General features: G+C 61.6%; 19 protein-coding genes. 15 read left to right on the top strand and 4 right to left on the bottom strand.

Annotation, left to right across the window (positions count from 1 at the left end; translation table 11 throughout):
• Positions 1–16: 16 nt before the first annotated feature.
• The 3 genes from ACFY9W_RS03605 to ACFY9W_RS03595 are packed head-to-tail and all read left to right on the top strand — an operon-like array spanning position 17 to position 3,532.
• The gene (locus ACFY9W_RS03605) at positions 17–1,132 is read left to right on the top strand and encodes a hypothetical protein (protein ID WP_391125864.1); all 1,116 of its coding nucleotides are present in this window, start codon (positions 17–19) and stop codon (positions 1,130–1,132) included.
• 19 nt (positions 1,133–1,151) lie between these two features.
• Entirely contained in the window at positions 1,152–2,714 is a 1,563-nt protein-coding gene (locus ACFY9W_RS03600) for a Wzz/FepE/Etk N-terminal domain-containing protein (protein WP_391125861.1), read from the top strand.
• Positions 2,715–2,725: 11 nt separating this feature from the next.
• Positions 2,726–3,532 (top strand): AAA family ATPase, encoded by an 807-nt coding sequence (locus ACFY9W_RS03595; protein ID WP_391125858.1) that lies wholly within the window; start codon positions 2,726–2,728, stop codon positions 3,530–3,532.
• Between the two features lie 205 nt (positions 3,533–3,737).
• Here the strand turns inward: ACFY9W_RS03595 and galE are convergent, their stop codons facing one another.
• The 3 genes from galE to ACFY9W_RS03580 form a co-directional block, all read right to left on the bottom strand.
• Positions 3,738–4,703, bottom strand: a complete 966-nt coding sequence (galE, locus tag ACFY9W_RS03590; protein ID WP_391125855.1) for a UDP-glucose 4-epimerase GalE — start codon at positions 4,701–4,703, stop codon at positions 3,738–3,740.
• 106 nt (positions 4,704–4,809) lie between these two features.
• On the bottom strand, positions 4,810–7,407 hold the full coding sequence (locus ACFY9W_RS03585; RefSeq protein ID WP_391125853.1) for a cellulase family glycosylhydrolase: 2,598 nt from the start codon (positions 7,405–7,407) through the stop codon (positions 4,810–4,812).
• Complete coding sequence (locus ACFY9W_RS03580; RefSeq protein ID WP_391125850.1) at positions 7,407–8,933, bottom strand: O-antigen ligase family protein; 1,527 nt, start codon at positions 8,931–8,933, stop codon at positions 7,407–7,409. The genes ACFY9W_RS03585 and ACFY9W_RS03580 overlap by 1 nt, the downstream gene beginning before the upstream one ends.
• A 95-nt stretch (positions 8,934–9,028) precedes the next feature.
• Here ACFY9W_RS03580 and ACFY9W_RS03575 point away from each other — a divergent pair, with 95 nt between their 5' ends.
• The 11 genes from ACFY9W_RS03575 to ACFY9W_RS03525 all read left to right on the top strand — a co-directional run bounded on the left by ACFY9W_RS03575 (position 9,029) and on the right by ACFY9W_RS03525 (position 21,082).
• Positions 9,029–10,405: an oligosaccharide flippase family protein gene (locus ACFY9W_RS03575; RefSeq protein ID WP_391125847.1), complete on the top strand. Its 1,377-nt coding sequence runs from the start codon at positions 9,029–9,031 to the stop codon at positions 10,403–10,405.
• A 236-nt stretch (positions 10,406–10,641) separates the two neighbouring features.
• The gene (locus ACFY9W_RS03570; protein ID WP_391125844.1) at positions 10,642–12,108 is read left to right on the top strand and encodes an FAD-dependent oxidoreductase; all 1,467 of its coding nucleotides are present in this window, start codon (positions 10,642–10,644) and stop codon (positions 12,106–12,108) included.
• Positions 12,109–12,213: 105 nt separating this feature from the next.
• On the top strand, positions 12,214–12,831 hold the full coding sequence (locus ACFY9W_RS03565; RefSeq protein ID WP_391125841.1) for a DapH/DapD/GlmU-related protein: 618 nt from the start codon (positions 12,214–12,216) through the stop codon (positions 12,829–12,831).
• Entirely contained in the window at positions 12,824–13,780 is a 957-nt protein-coding gene (locus tag ACFY9W_RS03560) for a glycosyltransferase (RefSeq protein WP_391125838.1), read from the top strand. The genes ACFY9W_RS03565 and ACFY9W_RS03560 overlap by 8 nt, the downstream gene beginning before the upstream one ends.
• Before the next feature lie 8 nt (positions 13,781–13,788).
• Positions 13,789–14,322, top strand: a complete 534-nt coding sequence (locus tag ACFY9W_RS03555) for a serine O-acetyltransferase (RefSeq protein ID WP_391125835.1) — start codon at positions 13,789–13,791, stop codon at positions 14,320–14,322.
• Positions 14,319–15,296, top strand: coding sequence for a glycosyltransferase (locus ACFY9W_RS03550; RefSeq protein WP_391125832.1), 978 nt, complete (start codon positions 14,319–14,321; stop codon positions 15,294–15,296). The genes ACFY9W_RS03555 and ACFY9W_RS03550 overlap by 4 nt, the downstream gene beginning before the upstream one ends.
• Before the next feature lie 9 nt (positions 15,297–15,305).
• Positions 15,306–16,310, top strand: coding sequence for a DUF535 family protein (locus tag ACFY9W_RS03545; RefSeq protein ID WP_391125829.1), 1,005 nt, complete (start codon positions 15,306–15,308; stop codon positions 16,308–16,310).
• A gap of 49 nt (positions 16,311–16,359) precedes the next feature.
• Positions 16,360–17,562 (top strand): glycosyltransferase, encoded by a 1,203-nt coding sequence (locus ACFY9W_RS03540; protein WP_391125826.1) that lies wholly within the window; start codon positions 16,360–16,362, stop codon positions 17,560–17,562.
• Entirely contained in the window at positions 17,559–18,746 is a 1,188-nt protein-coding gene (locus tag ACFY9W_RS03535; protein WP_391125823.1) for a glycosyltransferase, read from the top strand. Before ACFY9W_RS03540 ends, ACFY9W_RS03535 begins: the two co-directional genes overlap by 4 nt.
• Positions 18,746–19,504 carry a WecB/TagA/CpsF family glycosyltransferase gene (locus ACFY9W_RS03530; protein ID WP_391125820.1) on the top strand — a complete coding sequence of 253 codons (759 nt, stop codon included), beginning with the start codon at positions 18,746–18,748 and terminating at the stop codon, positions 19,502–19,504. The genes ACFY9W_RS03535 and ACFY9W_RS03530 overlap by 1 nt, the downstream gene beginning before the upstream one ends.
• A gap of 156 nt (positions 19,505–19,660) precedes the next feature.
• The gene (locus ACFY9W_RS03525; RefSeq protein WP_391125817.1) at positions 19,661–21,082 is read left to right on the top strand and encodes an undecaprenyl-phosphate glucose phosphotransferase; all 1,422 of its coding nucleotides are present in this window, start codon (positions 19,661–19,663) and stop codon (positions 21,080–21,082) included.
• 137 nt (positions 21,083–21,219) lie between these two features.
• On the opposite strand, the gene ACFY9W_RS03520 is transcribed toward ACFY9W_RS03525, so the two are convergent.
• Positions 21,220–22,161 (bottom strand): LysR substrate-binding domain-containing protein, encoded by a 942-nt coding sequence (locus tag ACFY9W_RS03520; RefSeq protein ID WP_391125814.1) that lies wholly within the window; start codon positions 22,159–22,161, stop codon positions 21,220–21,222.
• A 146-nt stretch (positions 22,162–22,307) separates the two neighbouring features.
• On the opposite strand from ACFY9W_RS03520, the gene ACFY9W_RS03515 reads away from it, so the two are divergent.
• Positions 22,308–23,684 (top strand): L-serine ammonia-lyase, encoded by a 1,377-nt coding sequence (locus ACFY9W_RS03515; protein WP_391125811.1) that lies wholly within the window; start codon positions 22,308–22,310, stop codon positions 23,682–23,684.
• Positions 23,685–23,740 lie beyond the last annotated feature (56 nt).

The following is a 23,740-nucleotide window of genomic DNA, read 5'->3' as shown; positions in this document are numbered from 1 at the left end:
TTAATAAGAACATTTAATGCCACTTCTTAAAACAACACGCATTGCAACGGCAATCCTGGTCTTGCCGTTTACGGACGCGGTCCTGGCGGCAAATTGGCAGTCTACGGTGGTGGTACCGACATCCGTCGAATACGACAGCAACCCCTTGTTGCTGACCTCGGGGGAAAAAGGCGTAACGCGCACGATCATTGCGCCGGACTACACCTTGATCGGAACCTTCGACCGTGACGAATTGAGGTTGGGGTTGGGCATGCATGTGTTGCGCTCATCCGACACGGACGTGGTCGATGACCGTGAAGACCCCGACCTGAGCCTGGGCTGGCAACGCACGACCGAGCGTGGGCGTTTTGGCCTGGTGGCACGCTACAACGAAAGCTCGACCCTGTCGGGGACGGTGCTGGACACTGGCGTCATCACCACCGACGGCACGCAAAAGCTGTATACGCTGACTGGCAACTGGAGCCAGGCGGTCACCGAACGCAGCACCTTGAGCAACGAAACCACCTACAACCGTGCCCGTTATGACATCAGTTCGCTGACGGGGTACGACGAATTGGCGAACGTCTTTACCTGGACCTACGCCTGGAACGAGCGGGCTGATCTGTACACGCGTTTTGGCGCCCGGCGCTACGAGCCCGAGCAAGACCTCACTGCCACGGCTTCCAACAGCTACACCCCGGCGGTGGGGATCAAGTACCAGCTGTCCGAGCGCCTGAGTGCCGACGCGCATGTGGGCGTCAACGAAGTGTCTGGCGATGAAGGTGGCCGACGCGGGGAGGGCGGTGTTTCGTTGCTTTACACCGGCGTGCGCGCTGACGCCAGTTTTACCGCCGAACGCAGCACGGTGGCCAGCGCCGAAGGTGGTTTCGCCGAGCTGGACCAGGTACGCGGCGTGTGGAGCTACGCGGTCAGCGAGCTGAACCGGGTGGGTGCGGACGCGGCCTGGCAAGACAGCAAGGGCCAGAGCCCCAACACATTGCAGACTTACAGCGTTTGGGCCAGCCGCCAGTTTTCGCCGTACTGGGACCTGCGCCTGTCGCTGATGTACAAGGAACGGCAGCAGGACCATGTAGCAGATGCAACCGCTACGATCGTTGGTTTGACGTTGACGTACAGGTACCCCGACATCTGAACTTCAGGCAGGTGGCCCCATGAAGTCTGACTACGAACTCTCCATCAGAGATTACATCGCCATTATCAAGGACAGGGCCCTGGTGTTAGGGGTGAGTGCCGCAGTCATTCTTGCCGCGACCGTGGCTGTCGCGTTGATGGTGCCGCCGATCTACCAGTCGACCGGCACCATCCTGGTGGAGTCACAGCAGATTTCCCCCGAGCTGGTGTCGACCAACAACACCAGCTTTGCCGATGAGCGCATCGAGGTGATTCGCCAGCGGGTGATGACCCGCGAGAACCTGCTGCGCATCATCGGCAAGTACGACTTGTTCGCTGACAAGCGCCTGAGCGAAAGCGACAAGATCGACCAGATGCGCAACGCCATCGTGGTTGAAACGCTTACCACCTTCGTGCGCGGGCGCGGTGAGGCGACCGTGGCGTTCAATGTGTCTTTCGAGCACAAGCAGGCGCAGGTGGCCAAGGAAGTGGCCGACGAACTGGTAACGTTGTTCCTCAACGAAAACCTCAAGCAGCGTACCGAACGCGCCAACGAAACCACCGAGTTCCTCACCCAGGAGGCCAACAAGCTGGGTGCCGAGCTTGCCAGCCTGGAAAACCAGCTGGCCGACTTCAAGCAGGCTCATGCCAACGCCTTGCCCGAGCACCAGACCCTGCGCATGAACATGTTGTCGCGTTCGGAGCTGGAGTTCCGCGAAGTCGACCGTGACTACAAGGCTGCCCAGGAAGAGCTGCGCTACCTGGAGCTGGAACTGTCGGCGGCCAATGCCGGGCTGGCCACCAAGGTCACTGATGGCGCCCGGCAGGCTACTGCCGACCAGCCCGAGGACTTGCCCAGCCTGAAAGCCGAGTACGCCCGCTTGCTGACCCGCTACAAGGACGCCCACCCGGATGTGGTGGCGATCAAGCGCAAGATCCAGGCACTGGAAGCCACGGGGGGGCGCACAACGGCGGCCTCCTCGGTGAGCCTCGACGTCGCTCGTGTTCGCGCCAAGATGAGCGCTGCCCAGGAACGGATCGCTTCACTGGCCGATCAAAAGCGCGAACTGACCAGGAAGATGGAAGGCTACGAGGCCGAAATCCTGGAAGCACCTCAGGTCGAGCGTGGCCTGGTGACCTTGATGCGTGACCACGACAACGCGCGCAAGAAGTACGAAGAAATCCGCGCCAAGGAAATGGGCGCCAAGATTACCGAAAGCCTGGAGCAGGAGAACAAGGCCGAGCGCTTTGTCTTGCTGGAGCCACCGCTGCTGGCTGAAAAACCGATCAAGCCCAACCGCAAGAAAATTGCCGCCCTGGGCCTGGTGTTGGCACCGGCAGGTGGCGGTGCGTTGGTGATGCTGCTGGAAATGCTCAACCAGCGCGTCCGCGGCGTCGGCGCCCTGGAAAGCCTGCTGGGCAAACGGGTATTGGTGGCAGTGCCCTATATCGATACCCGGGCCGACGTAGCCCGGCGCAAGCGCTGGCGTAACTGGCTGATCCTGGCGGCACTGGCGTTGGCGGCTATCATGGTAGTGCTGGTGCACGTGTTCTACATGCCACTGGATGTGCTGTTGTTCAAAGTCATATCTCGGTTTGCATAGGGAAAGCAGTGATGGACAGGATCAAGCCGGCTGTTGGCAACAATCTTCATCAGGTCACCCCTGGTACCCCCCAGGCATTATCACCCCCACCGGGTACGGCGCTGGCGGAAGTGCCAGGCCAGTTCGACTACGTAACCACCAAGGTGGTGCCGCTGCGCCCGGACCACCTGGAGCGCCATCGCATTGTGGCGTTCAACAAGAACTCCAACATGAACGGGCCGATCGACCTGCTGCGTACCCAAGTACTCAGGATGATGGACGAGAACGGCTGGCGTACCCTCGCCATCACCTCGCCAACCCCTGAAGCAGGCAAGACGGTGCTGGCGATCAACCTGGCCATGAGTATCGCGCACCACACCACCAAGACCGCGTTACTGGTGGATTTCGACCTGCGCCGGCCCAAGGTAGGCAGTTGCCTGGGCCTGCCCATGGAGCAGGCACTGAACGAGTTCCTGACGGACAAGGCAGAACTGCAGGACTGCCTGGTGAACCCGACCCTGCCACGCTTTGTGGTGCTACCGACGCGGGCGCCGGTGCCGTTGTCGACCGAGATGCTGTCTTCGCCCAAGGTAAACACCCTGATCGACGATTTGCGCAATCGCTATGAGTCGCGCATCTGCATTTTCGATTTGCCGCCGTTGTTAAGCTCTGACGATGCGATCACCGTGATACCCAGGTTCGATTGTGTATTGCTGGTGGTGGCCAACGGGATGAACAACAAGAAGGAAATCGAGGATTGCCTGCATTACCTGGCGACGGTGAACCTGGTGGGGACGGTGTTGAACAAGGCGGATGAGCAGCCACGCACGTACTATTGAATCAGGAGCAGCACAAGGCTGCTCTCATCTGATTTAGCAGGGGACCCTGTGGGAGCCGGGCTTGCCGGCGATGGGGCGCGAAGCGGCCCCGGCGATTTATGCAACAACCTGGAAATCGTGGGGCCGCTTTGCGGCCCATCGCCGGCAAGCGCGGCTCCCACAAGAGCAGCCGCAGGTAAACCCGCCACAGGGGGGCGAGGTGCGCTCAACGACTCCAGGGATATTGCAATTCCCACTGCCACGCATGCCGCACGATCTGCTCCAGCGAAACAAACTCCGGCCGCCAGCCCAGTGCACTCAATGCCTTGCCGGCATCCGCCACCAGCCGGGGCGGGTCACCGGCGCGACGTGGCGCATCGAGCACGCGGATTTCCCGGCCAGTTACGGCGCGGGCAGTATCGATCACCTGCTGCACTGAAAACCCATGGCCATTGCCCAGGTTGAACGCCGTACGTTCACCGCCCGCCAGCAGATAATCCACCGCCAACGCATGCGCCGCCGCCAGGTCGGCCACATGCACGTAATCACGAATACAGGTGCCATCCGGGGTGTCGTAGTCCCGGCCAAACACCGTCACCGCCTCGCGGCGCCCTGAGGCCGCCTGCAAGATCAACGGGATCAGGTGGGTTTCCGGTTCGTGGCGCTCCCCCAGTTGGCCTTCGGGGTCGGCGCCTGCCGCATTGAAATAGCGCAGGCAAACCGATTTCAAGCCATAGGCGCGGTCGAAGTCCTCAAGAATTTGCTCGACCATCCATTTGCTCAGGCCATACGGGTTGATTGGCCCCTTGGCATGCGCTTCATCGATCGGTACATAAAGCGGGTTACCGTAAACGGCCGCACTGGAAGAAAACACCAGATGCTTGATACCCGCGTTCACCATGGCCTGCAACAGGCTGAGGGTAGCGGCGACATTGTTCTGGTAGTACTTGCCAGGTGCGCTGACTGACTCGCCTACCTGGATGAACGAGGCAAAATGGAACACGGCATCGAAGCGGCACACGCCAAACAGCACATCCAGTGCGGCCTCGTCGGCGATGTCCAGCTTGGCCCATTGAACGCCAGGTGCAGGCTCAACCAGGTCGGCCACAACCACCTCGTGGCCTGCAGCGAGCAAGTGCTTGACCATGTGCGAGCCGATGTAGCCGGCGCCACCGACAACCAGGAACTTCATCCGCACCTCCTGTGACCTGCTGTTTTACAGACGCAGTGAACCGTCCCTGAAAAGTACAGGTGAGTGGGCCAGCTACAGGTGACTTGAGCGTAGATGGCCAGATGCCCTATTTCAAGAACAGCCAGTTGGACATGTAATTGCTGTCGAACGTAATCAGGTAATGCCCGTCCTTGTACGTTGCCGGCAGCGGCTTGAGTTGTGCCTGTGCATCCCGGGCGAACAGTTTCAGCCCCGCGGGCGCCTTGATGGTGAGGCTGCCTTCGAGCGGTTCGACGTTGAACGGGGTCTTGTCATCGGCTTTGGGCAGGGCGCGGGTGCCCAGAGACAACAGCAGCACCCTTGACTGGCCCAGCGGTTTACCGTCCAGGCTTTGTACCGCGACGCTGGCGTAAGGCGTTTTTGTCTGCACCTGGATGGCCCCAAGGCTGATTGCACGGCCACCCAGCCAGCCCGTGGCCGCCTGGGTCAGCGGTGTGTCGATGGTGTAGATGCCTTGTTGCCAGTTGCGCTTGAGTTCGCCGGTGTCGGTCACCGATTCGGTGGCATCAGCGGCCAGCAATGACTGCCCCGGGTCTTGTAGCACTTGCGCTCCCGTGGGAATGGCGGCCGGTTTCAGCCACGGCAATTCCGGTGTTTGCGGCAGGGCGATCTGCAGCTGGCCCTTCTCCATGGCGGTGCGCAACAACGGCGAATTTCCCGGGGTGATCTCCTGGTTGTACAGGGTGGCGGGTGTCGGTGCGAACACATAATGGGTGGTGGCAGGTTTCACATCGGCACGGCGATAGAGCAGGGCGGCTGCCGGCAAGGTGGCGATCATCGCCGGGTCGTTGTAAGCGTGCCAGTTATCCGCCGTGCGCCAGCCCGGGTTGAAACCTTGCTGGCTGTAGGCATATTGCATCAGCGCATCCCAGCCCTGGTGGCTGGCGGTACCGGCCACGTACAGCGGTAGCGAATGGCGGTCGGGCAAAGGGAACGGCTCGGCGTTCCATTCGGTGACGGTGAGCGGTTTGCCGACCACCTGGGCAGCGGCGATCCAGTCGATCATGCCATCGCTGGTCAGCGGGTTCTTTTCCAGCTGGCCAATGGCGCCGTAGCTGTGGGCATCGACGACATCCCCTACGGTCAGCGCGGGCAGTGCACTCAGGCCATTGCCACCCCACGTACTGGTGGTGGCGATCGGTACCTTCACGCCCAGGCCACGGAGGTGGGCGATCATGTCGGCGTTGAAGCGCTGCTCCAGTTCGTTGAGCCACAGCTTCGAGGGGCCGTGCTCCCAGGCGCGCCAGGTCTGGTCGACGGGCAGGTTGTACTGCCTGGCGAACGCTTTGGCCGCTGCCATGTAGCGTTCGCTGTGGCGTGGTACATCCTTGTTCGGCATCAAGGCATTGCCATAGTGCTGGGTAAGGTCGTTTTCGTTGGTGATCAGCACCGCGGCGATGGCCGGGTCGTCCTTGTAGGCAAGACCTGTGTATTCGTTCACATGGGTCAGGTATTGCTCGGCAAAGCGTTTCATCGCCTGCTGAATACTGGTGTTCACATAGGCGTAGCCCTTCAAGTCGACGCGGTCATCTTTCTTGGGCAGTTCCTCGAAATCTTCAATCTTGTCGTTGGCAGTGAGTGCGCGTTGCACGTGCATGTCCAGCCAGATATAGATGCCTTCATCCTTGAGCGCCTTGATCCACAGGTCGAGCTTGCGTAGCGACTCGGCGCTGAGCTGCTGGGTATCGCGCACCAGGGTGCCATCGCCAAACACGTTCGGGCTGACCCAGGGCGAATCGTGGTGGTGCAGGCGCACCAGGTTGAAGCCCAGTGCCGATAGACGCTTGGCCTGCTGGCGGATTTCCTCATCGGGGCTCTTGAACAGCGAATAGGCAGACAGGTTGGTGCCCCAGAAACGCACCGGCGTGTTGTCTTCGAACATCAGTTGTTCGCCCACTGCCTTGACGAAGCCGCGCTTGCCTGCCGGTTTTTCCGCAGCGTTGAGGAATGACAGGTCCACAGGCGAAGTGCGCCAGTCAAGCTGGTCGTCGGGCCAGCTGGTGGGGTCGGCCAGGCCAAAGCGTTCGGTGGGGGTGGGGCCCAGGTCGATGTCGCCGGTAATGTTCAGCACCGCCTTGATCTGCTGCCGGCCAGCGCTGATCGGGTCTTTGTAGAAGAATGCGCGCAGCTCGGACGGGTTGCCGCGCTCGAAGTACACCTTGGCCAGTGGCGGGTCGAAGCGCATTTCAATGCGTCTGCCCTGGTCAGCCTTGCCCCATGACCAGCCACGGTTGTCGGGTAGCAAGATCGGGGCGCCCATTTCTCCGGCAATTTGCTCCGGGTCGAACTGGAACACCATGCCGCCACCCATTACGCCGCTCTGGCGGCTATGCGCGTCAAGGTCGAAGGCCCAGCTCAGGGTTTGTGGCTGTTGCTTGCGGATGTCTGCCGTAAGGTCGAAATCCAGCTCCTTGTTCTTGCCCTGCAAGGTGTAGTGGTAGGGGCCGTTGACCTTGAAGTCCGTGTAGAAGCCGGTCCAGCTCCAGTTGGCCGCCCAGAAGTCGAACTTGGCCTTCATCACCGGCCCGCCGCCGCGGGTCACAGTGGGCAAGCCATTCTGTTCCTCGACGCTGACCTGCCAGTCCGATGACCAGCCGGCCAAAGGCAGCACCGCCAGGCCAGCCATGACCGAAACCCGCACAAGGGCAAACACATTCATGGGCATTACCTGGGTTGTAGGCCGGGTTCGGCCAGCTCGGCTGCCTGGCTGTTGTGCAGACGGCGGACCATCTGGATGTAGGCCACGCCCAGCCCGCCGATTGACCAGTACACCACCGGGATGAAGGTGATGCTGCTGACGGTGAAGATGATGACCAGAATGCCGATCAGCGTTGCCAGCAACACCCGCCCCAGCTGCCTTCGCTCGTCATCCTTGTCGGCAAAGCTGCGCATGGCCTTGCGGATGCCCCACAGCACCACGGCGAAAAAGGCCACGAACAGGCCAAGCCCGACCAGCCCGACCCGCAGTGCCAGGTTGATGTACGTGTTGACGATGTCGATGATGCCTTCGCCCTGGATCATCGATTGCATTTCCGGGGTGTTGCGGAAGTCGAACGAGCCAAACAGCGGGTTGCGCTGGATGACGATCCACGAGTTGTCCATCAGCCGCTCGCGGTAGGTGATGTTTTCTTTTTCCAGGTTGCCAATGAACGGCAACAGGTCCAGTACCTTTTCACCGCCGGGCACGATGGTCAGCAAGGGCAGGGCGAGCATGCCGGCAGCTGCCAGCAGCGTCAGGCGCCGGACGGCCCCTTTGCCCAAGGCAATGAATACCACCACGATCACCACCACGCCTATCCACGGGCCACGAGACAACGGCGCGAACAGCCCGGCGGCCAGCAGCAGGGCGCCCATCGCGCGCTGCAAGGGGCGCTGGACATAACCCTGCACGAACAGGAACAGGCCGATGGCCACGCTCATCACATAACCCAGGGCAATGGCTTGCCCGGTAGTGGCGCTGGCACGCAGCGCGCCACCCCGGCTCAGGTAGCCGGACATGCTCCAGGGCACGCCCATGGCATCCACCAGGGCGCTGTACAGCAGCCAGTGGCGCACGTACTCGGCCACGGCGATCAGTGCCAGCACGAAAGAGGCAAGCACGAAGGCCAGCAACGCATCCTTGAAGTCGCTGACCTGGCGCAGCCCACGGCTGGCAACGTAGTACGGCAGGAACACATCGACAAACAGGTACAGCGCCTGGCGCAGGGTATCCGTAAGGGTGGTCTCGCGCAGGTACAGCACGCTCATCAGCAGCAGGCCGGCCGCCAGCAACTTGTCGGGCCAGGTGCGCCCGAAGCGCAGGGTGTCACTTTGCCGGCGCAGCTCCAACGCTGCCGGCAACAGCACGCACAGGGTCAGCAGGCGGATATGGTTGAGGTCGACCAGGTAGTTGACCACGCCGAACCCGGGCACCTGCACCGACGCCGGCGGGATCAGGAACAGCAGCATGTAGAACAGCGCCATGGGGTTGTGTTCGCGGCGCGTGGCAATCAACAGGATCACGGCACCCGCGCCCAGGTACAGCCAGAAGCTGTGCGAGACGAAGGCCAGCACGGTAAGCAGGAACCACAAGTTGCGCCGGCGCTTGAAGTCACCGAGCGGAATCAGGTCGGTGGCAGGGCGCCGCGCCAGCAGGAAGACCACGCTCGCCAAAAACAGAATGACGATCAACGCACGAAAATGTTCAGGCATCGGCTATGTACACCTTTCCCTCGGTGGGCAACGGCTAGCATCGTGGCTAATTGAAACTATAGTGACTTTTAGCCAATCAGTCAGAGATTGAAGTCATGCCGTCGATTGATGTGTCAGCTGCCGCAAGCTTGCGCAAGCGAGCCATGAGAGCCGGGTCATGGAACCTGGTATCCCAGGTGGCTTCACAGGTCATGCGCCTTGGCGGCAACCTGATCATGGCCCGTTTGCTGCTGCCGGAAATGTTCGGGGTAATGGTCATTGCCACCACGGTCTCGGTACTCCTGCATTTGTTGTCGGACGTAGGGCTGCGGCAGAACATCATCCAGAGCCATCGGGGTGACGACCCGGACTTTCTCAATACCGCATGGACCGTGCAGATCATTCGCGGCTTCTTGCTGTTTGGCCTGACCCTGCTGCTGGCCTTGTGTGCCTGGGTGGCACAGCTGGAGGAGTTGTGGCCGGCGGATTCCACATATGCCGCGCCCGTGTTGCCGATGGTGTTGGCATTTACCGGGCTGTCGGCAGTCATCTGGGGCTTCCAGTCCACCAAGATAGACGTGGCTGTGCGCACTTTCCAACAAAAGCGCGTGGTGCTGGTCGACCTGGCGTCACAAGCGGCCGGCCTGGTGGTGATGCTGGTTCTAGGCCTGCTGACCCATTCGATATGGGCGTTGGTGATTGCCGGGCTGGTTTCTGCCGTTGCCTGGACCGTGCTGGGCCATACCGCTCTTGAGGGGCCGAACAATCACCTGCGCTGGGACCGTACCGCGCTTACCGAACTGATAGTGTTCGGCCGCTGGATCCTGTTGTCGTCGATGGTGGGGGTGCTGGCCATGTACGGTGACCGCATCCTGTTTGGTGCCAGTATGTCGGCGGCGCAACTGGGGGTTTACTCGATTGCAGTGCTGATCCTGGGCGCGGTGCAGACGGCACTGATGAAAATTGTCGGCGCGGTCGCGCTCCCCGCCTTCAGCGAAGCGGCCCGGGCCGATGACAAGGAGCGCCTGAAAGCGCTGTATCACCGTTTCCGCCTGCTGGTCGACCTGCTGGTGCTGTTCATCTGCGGCGGTTTTCTCACTGCCAGCCCACTGCTGATCGGCTGGATGTACGACGATCGCTACAGTGAAGCAGGGCCGATGCTGGCAATTCTCTCGCTGTCTTTCATCGTATTGCGCTATACCTTGGCACATCAGGTGTGGATTGCCTTGGGCCTGACGAAGTACCAGGCCATGGATAACATCATCCGCCTGGTCTCGCTATGGGCGTTGCTGCCGCTGTTGCAGGCGATCGGTGGTGTGGAATGGGCGATCTGGGGGGTTGCCTTGCATACCGTACCAACGCTGGTGCTGATTGTGTATGTGAATTGCAAGCTGGGAATCTTCAGCCTCAAACGTGAACTGGTGGTGCTGCCGATGCTGCTGGTCGGGGCGCTGTGCGGGGCGTTGCTGACGGCCTTTTTCAACTGGTTGTGAGGCAGCGTGCTGGGTGTAACTTTCATGAGTACAGGTCACGGGATCATGGGGAAGCTTACTTTTTGTAGTGCGCAGGTGGGGCGTAGGGGGTTTCTCCAGAGCTGTGTCTTGCTGGGCGTCGGTGGCGCCGTGTTCGGCACTTCTGCAACCGTTGCCGGCAAACCTGTCGAACAATCGGGGTTCGTGGTCATCAACGGCTGGGTATTGCCGTCCCGTTACTTCCGGAACGAGCAAGCATGATCAAGGACTTCGAGCAGCAGAAGGCGCTGCGTGATCATTACGATTTCTGCATCATTGGTGCCGGCCCGGCAGGTATCACCCTGGGCCTGCGGCTGGCTGCGGCTGGCTGGAGCGTGTTGCTCGCCGAAGGCGGCGGGCGTGAGTATGCGCCGCACTCGCAAGGCTTGTACGCATGCACCTCCACAGGCCTTGAGTTGTACGCCGAAGAAACCCGCCTGCGCTACCTGGGCGGTACGTCCAACCATTGGGCGGGCCGTTGCCGCCCATTCACCCCTTCGGACTTTTCCATCGCCCCGCCTGGCGAGCTGCCTGGGTGGCCGATTCCCTATTCGGAGATAGAGGGCTACCTGCCTGCGGCCATGGATATCGTCGACCTGCCGCCAGGTTCGGATTTTCGTGCGATGAATGCCGGCCTCAATGGCGGCGACTTCGAGCCCGATCGCTTTCTGCTTAGCCCACCCACGCGCTTTGCGCAGAAATACGCCACGGCACTCGAGCAGACCAAAGGCCTGGACGTGTTCATCAACTGCAATTGTGTAGACCTGGAATTCGACAGGGCTTCCGGCCACATTGCTGCAGTGGTGCTGTCCGATTACCAGCGCAATCGCCAGCGCCTGGTGGCTAGCCACTTCATCCTGGCCACGGGCGCCATCGAGAATGCCCGGCAACTGTTGAACAGTGAAACCCTGGTGGCTGCGGGCGTGATAAACAAGGATGGGCTGGTTGGCGGGTGCTTCATGGAGCACCTGAATATTGACCTGGGCACCTTCATCCTCAAGTCCGGGCAAGACCCGGAGCCGCGCCAGTACTACACCACCGATGCCTTTGTCGATGAGTACAAAGCCGGTAAAGGCAACGTCACCGCCGCCTTGCTGGCTGATGTGCAAACCTATGGGCGTACCGCCGAGGTCAAGCATTTTCTCGAAAACCTTGCCTGTGACTGGGGCTTCGCCAGCAAGGTGTCCTTCGTCGCCAAGTTCAGTTGCCCCGGTGACGGTGTGATCAGCACCATGATCGAGCAGTTCCCCAACCTGCACAGCCGCATTTCGCTGCTGAACGAAAAGGATGCACTGGGCATGGCCAAGGTCAATGTCAACTGGGCGCTCAGCGCCGATGACAGGCATACCATCAAGTGCATCGGCACCGAACTGGCCAAGCAGTTCGCCGATATGGACCTGGGGTTCATCAAACTCAACGACTTTGTCTACGACACATCGATACCGCTGAAGATGGCACCGCATGCCCACCACATGGGCACCACGCGCATGGCCGCTTCGCCGCAATTCGGTGTGGTCGATGCCAACTGCAAGGTGTTTGGTACCGAAAACCTGTACGTCGCCGGCAGCAGTATTTTTGCCAAGGGCGGCGCCTCCAACCCGACCATGCCGCTGCTGCAGTTTGCCGTGCGGCTGGCCGACCACCTCAATGCCAGGATGACGGCGGCCAGGGGCGCCGTGGCGTGATGCACGCTGTACATGGGTTGAGAGCGCTGCGGTCAGCAACCAGAAGAACGAGACCGGAACGCCTCAGGGACACTCCAGAAGGTTTTGATCGCGAGGCCAGGCAGTATGAAGGGATGGATACGCAAGGCAGTGGCGCATTATGCCCATGCAACCGGGCGAGGGGGCACGTTCTACCGGCGGTTCTGCAGGCCTTCGGGGCTTGAATGGGGCGCCTACCTCACCCGCTGGGGCAACTTTCACTCGGTCGGCACCAACTTCTTTGTCAATACAGGCTGCAAGTTCCTCGACCCGTCGCTGGTGCGCATCGGTAACAGTGTGGGCCTGTCCGACTGCACGTTGATCGGTCATGACGGCGTGGTATTGCTGATCGAGCATCGCTTCGGCAAGCACCTGGACTCGGTCGGGTATATCGATATCAAGGACAACTGCTTCATCGGCCACGGAGCCATCATCATGCCCCGTGTGACCATCGGCCCGGAGTCGATCGTGGCTGCAGGCGCGGTGGTGACCAAGGACGTGCCGCCGGGCACCGTGTATGGGGGCAACCCGGCCGTGTTCATCTGTACCACCGAGCAATTGATCAAGCGGGTGGAGGAGCGCTGCGAAGCCTACCCCTGGATCGACCTGGTCAAGCAGCGCAATGGCGCCTACGACCCGCAAGTGGAGCCGCAGCTGATGGCGCAAAGGCGCCAGTATTTCTTCGGGGACAGCAAAAATGGCTAGCAAACCTGTGGATGTCATGGTGGTCAATTTCAATACCGCCGGGCTGCTGCAGCCGATGTTCGATGCGCTGCGCCGCGCCGACAGCGAGCGCCTGGCCAGTTACCTGGTGGTAGACAACGCATCGCGCGATGACTCGGTGCAGCGCATGGCCCAGGTGTGCCCCGAGGCACTGCTGCTGAGCAACAAGCAGAACGTGGGGTTCGGCCGGGCCAACAACCAGCTGCTGGCGCACCTGAAAGGCAAGTACGCCTTGCTGCTCAATACCGATGCCTTTGTTGCCGCCGACTCCCTGCAGAAAACCCTCGACTACATGGAGGCCCATCCAGATTGCGGTGTGCTGGGGGTGCGCCTGGAGGGGCGCGACGGTGACCTGCAACCCAGCTGCCGCTACTTCCCCACACCGCTCAACGTGTTCGTCGGGCGTACCGGGCTGGGGCGGTTCTTCCCGGGGTTGAAGATGGTCGACGAAATGAACTGGGACCACGCGTCGGTGCGCGAGTGTGACTGGCTGCCCGGCTGCTTCTACCTGGTGCGCCGCGAAGTGCTCGACAAGGTGGGGCTGTTCGACCCGCGCTACTTCCTTTATTACGAAGAAGTGGACCACTGCAAGCGGGTGAAAGAGGCGGGCTGGAAAGTGGTGTTCTACCCGCATACCACGGTGGTACACATCGGCGGCGAAAGCTCCAAGTCGGTGGCCGAGCTGGAGGCGGCAAGCCGGCAGATCTCGGCGTACCAGATCGAAAGCGAGTTGTTGTACTTCCGCAAGCATCATGGGGTGGCAGGGCTGGCCCTGCACATGCTGCTGGTTACCCTGGGTGACCTGGTGCTGGCACTCAAGGCGCTGTTGAAACGACGCGGGTGGGGCGCGATACAGGCCTGCTGGCGTCATTGCCAGGCGACCTGGTCATTGTTGTTCAAGACCCGGTACGCCAGCCAAGCGACAAGGTAGGTGGAGCCATGTTCGAGAATATTCGTGCTGACCTGCGGGCCCATGGCGGTGACTGGGGCGCGCAGGGCTTCTGGGTACTGCTGGTGTATCGCTTTGGTCGCTGGCGTTATACCGTCCGCCCGGCGCTGCTGCGCAAGCTGTGCTCGCTGGTCTACAAAGTGTTGTTCAAATTCGTGCAGATCATCACCGGCATCGAGTTGCCGTGCGAAGTGGTGATCGGGCGCAACTTTGTCATCGATCATTTTGGCGGCATCGTCATCAGTGGCTATGCACGGTTCGGCGACGACTGCCGTATCCGCAACGGTGTGGTGGTGGGCTTGAAGAATGTCAACGAGCCCATTGCCCCGGTGTTCGGCAACAACGTCGATATTGGTACCGGCGCCAAGGTGCTGGGCAGCATTCGCATTGGCAACAACGTGATCATCGGCGCCAATGCGGTGGTACTGGTGGATGTGCCGGACAACTCGCTGGCGGTAGGGGTACCGGCCACCATCAAGACCAGGCTGCCGGCTGCCACGGCGCCTGTCGAGCGAACGCCATGACGGCAGGCATCGGCGTGGTGGTCATCGGCCGCAACGAAGGCTCGCGTCTGGAGCGCTGCCTGCGTTCGCTGGTGCAGGGGGCGGGCAAGGTCATGTACGTCGATTCGGGCTCCACCGACGGGTCGCCGCTGCTGGCGCGCAGCCTGGGGGTGGAAGTGCTTGCGCTGGACATGAGGGTGCCGTTCACCGCCGCACGCGCCCGCAACGAAGGCTTTAGCGCCTTGCAACAGCTATTGCCGTCGATGCAATGGGTGCAATTCGTCGATGGCGATTGCGAGGTGGATGCCCACTGGCTGGCCACGGCGCAGGCATTTCTCGACCAACATCCAGAGGTAGCGGTGGTGTGTGGCCGTCGGCGTGAGCGCTTCCCGGAGCATTCGGTTTACAACCTGTTATGCGACCTGGAATGGGACACCCCGGTCGGTGAGGCCAAGGCCTGTGGTGGCGATGCGCTGATGCGTGCAGACGCCTTTGCCGCCGTTGGCGGCTTTCGCGCCGAGCTGATCGCTGGCGAGGAGCCGGAACTGTGCGTGCGCTTGCGGGCCAAGGGTTGGAAGGTATGGCGGCTGGCTGCCGAGATGACCTTGCACGACGCGGCCATGACCCGTTTCAGCCAGTGGTGGCGGCGCAGCCTGCGTGCCGGCCATGCTTATGCCGAAGGCGCCTATCTACATGGCCAGCCGCCTGAACAACACTGGCTGCGTGAGTCGCGCCGGGCCTGGCTGTGGGGCCTGGGCATCCCCCTGGTGATCGTGCTGGCGTGCCTGTTGCTGGGTAGTTGGGGCTTGCTGTTGCTGTTGATCTACCCGTTGCAGGCTGTGCGCCTGGCGCGCCGCGGCGGTAAATCGGCGCGCGAGAACTGGCTGCAGGCGGTGTTTCTGGTGTTGGGCAAGTTTCCGGAAATGCTCGGCCAACTGAAATTCCTGCGCCACCGCTTCGCGGCCGGCAAATCGGCTTTGATCGAGTACAAGTGAGAGAGACCCATGATGCTCGGCACCCTCGTGAAAAGCGTGTTCACCTTGCAACCGGGCTACTCGTTGCGGGCGTTGAACAACAAGTACAAGTTGACGCGGCACATTGCCAGGCAATGGCCTGAGCTGAATGGTTTCATGCAGCGCATGACGGCAGCGTTGGGCCCGCAAGGTGTGCAGCGGCTGGGCGTGGACTGCATCGGCATGGTGCAGTGGCCTTACCTCAGCAAGTGCTGGGAGGCCCCGCAGCGCCTGGAGGTGGTGGCTTCGCACTTTGAAGTGCTGGCCGGGGAATTTCCGGCACTGTTGCTGCTGGGGCGGGACGAAAGCCTGACGTTGTGCGACCTGGCCAGCTATTCGCCCGGCTGCCGACTGGTACTGGACCGCCCCATCTGGTTCAAGCGTGAAGGTGAACTGGTACTGAACCTGTTTCAGGGCGACCTGCGTGTGGCGTCGTTGGCGTTTACCCTGTGCCGCGACCAAGGTGAGCTGTTGATGTTCATCGGTGCTGTGCAGGGCATTCACAAGGGCATCGACAGCGAAACATCGCTTGCCATTTACCGTGACCTGACCAAGGACTTCGAGGGGCTGCGCCCGCGCAGCCTGCTGCTAGAAGCATTGAAGTGCCTGGCGCGCACGTTGGGCGTTGTGCACCTGTATGCCGTCAGCGATACCTGCCGGCACCATCGCCACCCGTATTTCGGCAGCGACAAGGCCCAGGACCTGGCGGCCAACTACGACGTCATCTGGCAGGAAAACGGCGCTACTGCGTCGAACCGCGAGGACTTCTTCATCATCCCGTTGGCACCGGCCCAGCGCGCCGAACAGGACATTCCGGCAAAGAAACGCGCAATGTACCGCCGTCGCCAGGCGCTGCTGGACGATGTTTTTCTGCGCTTGCAGGCCGCATTGCCGGGCAGCGGTCACAACCTTGGACTACAAGGAAAACAGGGGGATGCATTTGCTGTGAGTGCATCGGCAGTAGACAGACCGCCCGTAGTCGACAGCCTGAAGTGAAGGTTGGCAGGGGTGGCCGGTCATCAAGCGGGTCGGGATCTGAATTCGTATGCGCATTGCTTACTTCATCAATCAATACCCGAAAGTCAGCCACAGTTTCATCCGCCGCGAGATCCTGGCGCTGGAGCGGCTGGGCGTAGAGGTGCAACGCATTGCCCTGCGAGGGTGGGATGCCGAGTTGCAGGACGCCGAGGATGCGGCCGAGCGGGGCAAGACCCGCTATGTATTGCAGGCAGGCGTGAAGGGCTTGCTGAGGCCAACGTTGCAGGTACTGCGTGCACAGCCCGGGCGGTTCTTCCAGGCCCTGTGGCTGGCGATGCGCCTTGGCCTGCGTGCCGACCGCGCCTGGCCCTACCACCTGGTCTACCTCGCCGAAGCGTGCCAGGTGCTTCAGTGGCTTCAGGCCAGTGAAGCAAGACACGTGCATGCTCATTTCGGCACCAACTCCACCGAGGTGGTGATGCTGGCCAACCGGCTGGGCGGGCCTGCCTACAGTTTTACCGTGCACGGGCCGGAAGAGTTCGACAAGCCGCAGTTCTTGCACATGGGCGAAAAGGTGCGGCGCGCCGCGTTTGTAGCGGCAGTCAGTTCTTATGGCCGCAGCCAGCTGTTCCGCTGGGTGGCGCACGAACACTGGGCCAAAGTGAAGGTGGTGCATTGTGGCCTTGAGCGGGGCTTCCATGAGGTGGCGCCGGTCGATGTGCCGTCTGCGCCACGGCTGGTGTGCGTGGGGCGCCTGTGTGAACAGAAAGGCCAGTTGCTGCTGCTTGAGGCGGCACGTCAGCTTGCTGCAAAGTCGATCGAGTTCGAATTGGTGCTGGCTGGTGACGGCGAGATGCGCCAGCAGGTCGAGGCCTTGATTGCCCGGCACGGCTTGCAGCAGCACGTGCGGATCACCGGCTGGATCAGCAGTGCACGGGTGCGCGAGGAGGTCCTTGCCGCCCGCGCGCTGGTATTGCCCAGCTTCGCCGAAGGCTTGCCGGTGGTGATCATGGAGGCCATGGCCTTGCGCCGGCCGGTACTCACCACCTTTGTAGCGGGTATCCCCGAGCTGGTGCGCCCGGGCGAGAATGGCTGGCTGTTCCCCGCCGGTGCTGTGGACGAATTGGCAGCCGCCATGGCCGACTGCCTGGCGCAACCCGCCGACGTGCTGCAGCGCATGGGCGAGGCGGCCTACCAGCGGGTATTGCAACGGCATGACATCGACACTGAGGCGGCCAGGCTGGCCGGCTATTTCAAGGCATCCGCATGATGAGTGTACTGGGTTGGTTGCTGGGCCTGTTGGCGGTGTCCGCCTGGGTCCCGGTGTCGGTGTTTTTCGTGCAGGTGCTCATGGCATGCCTGCCGCCGCGTTCGCGGCCCCTGGGCAATGCCGTGCGCCCGCGCGTTGCGGTGCTGGTGCCCGCACATGATGAGGCGGCGATCATCCGCACGACGCTGGCGAGCATTACCCCGCAATTGCAGGAAGGCGACCGCCTGCTGGTGGTGGCCGACAACTGCTCCGACGAAACGGCCCGCCTGGCCCGCGAGGCGGGTGCAGAGGTGGTGGAGCGCTTTGATGCAGTGCGGCGTGGTAAAGGTTATGCCCTGGACTTTGGCGTACGCCACTTGGCTGGCCAGCCACCAGAGGTGGTGATTGTGGTGGATGCCGACTGCCAGGTAGGCGAGGGCGCAATTGAATGCCTGGCGCGCCGTTGCAAGCAGGCGCAACGCCCGATACAGGCGCTGTACCTGATGCGCGCTCCCGCAGGCAGCGGGCTGAAAGTACAGGTGGCCGAGTTTGCCTGGCGGGTAAAAAACCTGGTGCGTCCGCGCGGGTGGGCGCGCCTTGGCCTGCCGTGCCAGTTGATGGGGGCCGGGATGGCATTCGGTTGGCACGACCTGGCCTTGATCAACCTGGCCAATGGGCACCTGGTGGAAGACGTGAAACTGGGCCTGGACCTGTGCCAGCACGGCAAGCCGCCACTGTTTTGCCCTGAGGCGCTGGTTACCAGCCAGTTTCCCGCCAGCCAGCAAGGACTGAACAGCCAGCGCACTCGCTGGGAGCATGGCCACCTGGGGTTGATGCTGGCTGATGCACCCAAGCGTGCGCTGGCAGCCATCAAGCAAGGCAATGGCAGCCTGCTGGCCATGACCCTGGACTTGCTGGTGCCACCCTTGGCGCTACTGGTGCTGACGTTGCTCGGGCTAAACGTGTTGGCCTGGCTTGCGTACCTGCTGCTGGGTATTGCGGCGCCTGCGTGGATTGCCCTGGTGGCGTTGGCCATGCTCGGCGTTGCGGTGTTGCTGGCGTGGGCCCGTTTCTGCCGGGAGCTGATACCGTTTTCAGTGCTGCTGTACGCGCCTTTCTACGCTGCCAGGAAAATCCCCTTGTACCTGGGGTTTCTGATCAAGCGCCAGGTTGAATGGGTGCGCTCCAAACGGGATGACGACTGATGGCTGCATGGCAATGGCAGAAACGCTGGCAAGGCATCATCAACGGGCTCGAGGTAGTGCCTGACAGCAGCGCAGCGCAGCGCCTGCTCGACCGGCTGGCTGCCCCGCAGTGCGCAACCGTGCTGGGGTTCGTCAATGCCCATGCGATGAACCTGGTGGTGCGCGACGCTGCGTACTGCCAGGCGTTGTCGGCGGCCGACGTGCTGCTGCGCGACGGCTCCGGCATGGCGATCCTGTATCGGCGTATGGGCCTGGAGCCCGGGCTGAACATGAACGGCACCGACTTCATTCCCAGCCTCATGTCGGCTTATCGCGGCCGCCGGGTTGCGTTCTGGGGCACGCAGCAGCCGTACCTGAACCAGGCTGTGCAACGCTGTGAGGCACTGTTTGGCGTGCTACCGGTTTCGGTTCACGATGGCTTTGCCAGCGTCGACACCTACCTGAACCTGGCCAAGGATCATCAACCAGAGCTGATCGTGCTGGGCATGGGCATGCCCAAGCAGGAGGCGGTAGCAGCCAGGTTGGCAGCGGTTGGCGGACCGTGCCTGATCGTGTGTGGCGGGGCTATCCTGGACTTCCTCGGTGGCAAGGTAAGCCGGGCACCGCATTGGCTACGGCGCCTGGGGGGCGAATGGGCCTACCGGCTGTTGCGCGAGCCAAAACGTTTGTTCATGCGTTATGTGGTGGGCAACCCACTGTTTTTGTTGCGTACGCTGCTGTACGGCAGGGCAGCCGATTCGGCCAGAGGGGCTGGATGAATCGGCCAGAACCCGCCTTGATGGCGGGTGGCTGCTACAGTGAGATCAGTGGCTTGGGGGCTGCACGATCCTGCTTCGGTGGCGTTACATAAGCCGTTTTCAAGACTTGCTGTTTGATGGAAGGCACTTGCTACGCTCACATAGATGAGGTCTGAAATGGTTTTCGAACCCAGAAGCAGTCGTTCCTTACTCCAGAGAAGAAGCAGCGTAAGTAACGCCATCCAGGCCGGGCTTGATGGCATTGCGGTCACAGGTATTGCCTGGTACCTCATCTATGATCAGTTTGGTTACATAACCTCAGATTATGTAATCATGCTGCTGTTGCTGATTGGTGCATTGGCCGTGATTTACGACCATTATGCTATCTACCGCACGAACGTGGGCCTTTCGATCAAGGCCTTCCGCCTGTTCAAAGCGTGGTCTGCAACGTTCTGCTTCCTTGTGGTCATGGCGTTTTTGACCAAGCAGAGCGAAACCTATTCACGGCTACTGGTCGTGCAGTTGTTCATCATTGGTTATATTGCCCAGTTATTCCTGCACTTTGCTGTTCGTGAATTGCAAAAGCGCTTTACCGCCCATGCACGCCTGGACAATGCACTGATTATCGGCGACGGCGACCTGGCCAATTTCCTTTATCAGAAAATCAGCAACAACCCCTGGTTTGGCGAGCGGGTTCTGGGGTGCGTGCTGCTTGACCAGGGCGCCGGGCAGGGGCGTGACAATGCTGAAGGCAAGCAGCGCCTACCCGTGCTCGGGCACATTGCGGACCTGGATGAAATCGTTGCCCAGCATGGCATACGCACCGTCTACCTGGTTACGCCGCTCGGGGGCTCCGAGGTCATCAACGATGTGTACTTCAAGCTGCTCGACAAGTGCATAGCGGTGAACTGGGTGCCGGATATCTTCTCGCTGCGCCTGATCAACCACAGCGTGAGGGAAATTGCCGGTATCCCTGTACTTACGTTGTCTGAAACACCGCTGACGGGCATGAGCCTGTTCCTGAAAAACCTCGAGGACAGGGTGTTGGCGGCGCTCATTCTACTGTGCGCGTCGCCCGTATTACTGGGTGTTGCACTGGCCATCAAGGTCACCAGCCCCGGGCCGGTGTTCTTCCGCCAGGAGCGCACGGGCTGGACCGGCGAATCGTTCCGGATCTGGAAGTTCAGAAGCATGCATGTTCACCAGCCGGATAATGGGGTGGTGAAACAGGCGCAGAAGAATGACCCGCGGCTGACCCGGATTGGCGCGTTTATCCGCCGCACCAGCCTGGATGAGCTGCCACAGTTGTTCAACGTGCTGACCGGGGAAATGTCGCTGGTCGGGCCGCGCCCGCATGCGCTGCAGCACGACACCTTGTATTCGCAGGACATCGTTGACTACTTTGCCCGCCACAACATCAAGCCGGGCATGACCGGCCTGGCGCAGGTGCGTGGTTTCAGGGGCGAGACCAAGGATATCGAGCAGATGATCCAGCGGGTGGACTCGGACATCGAGTACATCAACAACTGGTCGCTATGGCTGGACTTTGTGATCCTGGTGCGCACCCTGAATGCCTTTACCGGCAAGCAGGCGTATTAACAGTTCGAAAGCGCGCCACGGACCCTGTGGGAGCGGGCGTGCCCGCGAAACAAGCAACGCGGTGGATGGCACCGGCTAAGCCGGTGTTCGCGGGCTCGCCCGCTCCCACAGGACCGCGATTAGCAGTAGGAGATTGGTCATTCCTTGCTTAGCGGGTGCAACTCGCGGAATCCCCGCGCTTCCTCCACCAGCCAGTCATGTACCGCCCGTGCCCCCGGCTGGTTCAGTCCACCCGGCGGGTAATGCACCATGTAGCGTTTGTGGTTCGCAATTGGCACACCGAACGGCACGATCAGTGCGCCGCGTTCCAGTTCGTCATTCAGCAGCGTGCGCCGGGCAATCGCTACACCGATACCGGCAATGGCCGCCTCGATCGTCAAGTGGTTACGGTTGAAGGTGTGCCCACGCCGCACATCCAGGCCGGCGGCGCCTATGCCCTCCAGGTAGAACTCCCATTCGGCGTATTCCGAGCTGCCACGCCAGGCGGTGATGTCATGCAGCAGCGGGTAATGGGCAAGGTCTGCCGGCCCATGCAGCGGTGGGCGCCCGCGCAGCAGGGAGGGTGAACACACCGGGAAGATCTGCTCGTCCAGCAGCGGTGTCGAGAGCATGCCGGGGTAGCTGCCATCGTTCAGGTCGATCGCCAGGTCGAACTCGCCCAAGGTCAATGCCTGGGCGCTGTCCTCGGCCACCAGGCGCAATTCGATGTCGGGGTAGCGCTGCTGAAAGCGCGGCAGGCGGGGGGTGAGCCACTTAGCCAGGAATGACGGGATCGAGCGCACCCGCAACGTACCGCGAATTTCACCGGCGTCCAGGCGCAGCAGTTCGGCCTCGATGCTGCCGTAGGCGTCGGTCACCGTCTGGGCCAGGCGCTGCCCTTCGGCGCTCAGCTCCACACCGCGGGCCCGGCGCAGGAAAAGCCGGTAACCCAGGCGTTCTTCCAGCTGGCGCATCTGCTGGCTGACCGCACCCGGGGTGATGTGCAGCTCTTCGGCGCAGCGGGTGAAGGACAGGTGCCGGGCAGCGCAGGCGAATACATGTAGCCAGACGAACAGCTGGCCATTGAGTTGTCGTCGCATCGTTTAGTACCACTAAAGCCTTGCTTAGAAAGTTTCGTTGGTCATCCGTGAGCCATGGCGTCAGTATCGCGCAATATCGCAGTACCACTCAATTTCTTCAGATAACCGTGCTTTGGATTCATCTCAGGGGGCGGTCAGGCATTAGTATGGCTATCAGTGTTTTCGACCTTTTCAAAATCGGCATCGGGCCGTCCAGCTCCCACACTGTTGGCCCGATGCGGGCCGCAGCGACTTTTGCCCAGGCCTTGCGTGAGCAGGGGCTGCTGGCGCGGGTGATGCGTGTCGAAGTGCGCTTGTATGGCTCGCTGTCGGCCACCGGGGTTGGCCATGCCACCGACCGCGCCTGCCTGCTCGGCCTGATGGGCCAGTGGCCGGACAGGATCGACCCGGCCACCATCGAGTCGCGTATCGGCCAGGTGCTGCAAGAGCATTGCCTGATGCTGGATGGCAGCCACCCGCTGGCTTTCGACTATGGCCGTGACATGCTGTTGCTCGACGAAAACCTGCCGTACCACCCCAATGCCATGAGCCTGGAAGCCATGGACGGGCAGGGCAGCCTGCTGTGTCAGACCTACTATTCGGTGGGTGGCGGCTTTATCGTCGAGCAGGCCGAAATCGATGCTCCGGCCACTGAAGGCGGCGCAGTGGTGCTGCCTTATGAGTTCGACAGTGGTGCCCAGTTGCTGGCCTTGTGCAAAACCCACGGTTTGAGCGTGGCGCAACTGATGATGGCCAACGAGTGTGCATGGCGGCCGGAAGCCGAGGTGCGCGAAGGGCTGCTGCGTATCTGGGCGGCCATGCGTGAGTGCGTTGACAACGGGCTGCGCAACGAAGGCATCTTGCCTGGCGGGCTGCACGTCAAGCGCCGTGCGGCGCGCCTGCACCGCAGCCTGCAGGAACTGGGCAAGCCTAACGTGATCGGCTCGACCCTCAGCGCCATGGAGTGGGTCAACCTGTTCGCCCTGGCGGTCAATGAAGAAAACGCCGCCGGCGGGCGCATGGTTACCGCGCCTACCAATGGTGCGGCCGGTATCATCCCGGCGGTGTTGCACTACTACATGAAGTTCAACCCTGCCGCCAGCGACGCCGATGTCGTGGACTTCCTGCTGGCCGCAGCAGCGGTCGGCATCCTGTGCAAGAAGAACGCTTCGATTTCCGGTGCTGAAGTGGGCTGCCAGGGCGAAGTGGGCTCTGCGTGTTCGATGGCCGCTGCCGGCCTTGCACAGGTGCTGAGCGCTACGCCGCCGCAACTGGAGAATGCCGCCGAAATTGCCTTGGAACACAACCTGGGGCTGACCTGCGACCCGGTTGGCGGCCTGGTTCAGGTGCCCTGCATCGAGCGCAATGCAATTGCGGCAGTGAAGGCGATCAACGCTGTGCAAATGGCGTTGCGCGGGGATGGTGAGCACTTCATCTCGCTCGACCGGGTGATCCGCACCATGCGTGATACCGGGGCCGACATGCATGCCAACTACAAGGAAACCTCGCGTGGCGGTTTGGCAGTAGCATTTGTAGAGTGCTAAACAAGCTTACTGGGCGATGCGGTCTTTTTGTGGGAGCGGCCTTGCCGGGGCGCCGG

The organism is Pseudomonas sp. NPDC008258 (genome assembly GCF_042956345.1).
Classification (GTDB): Bacteria; Pseudomonadota; Gammaproteobacteria; order Pseudomonadales; family Pseudomonadaceae; genus Aquipseudomonas.
The sequence above is the reverse complement of the archived record's forward strand: the minus strand, read 5'-3'. Positions and strand labels throughout refer to the sequence as shown.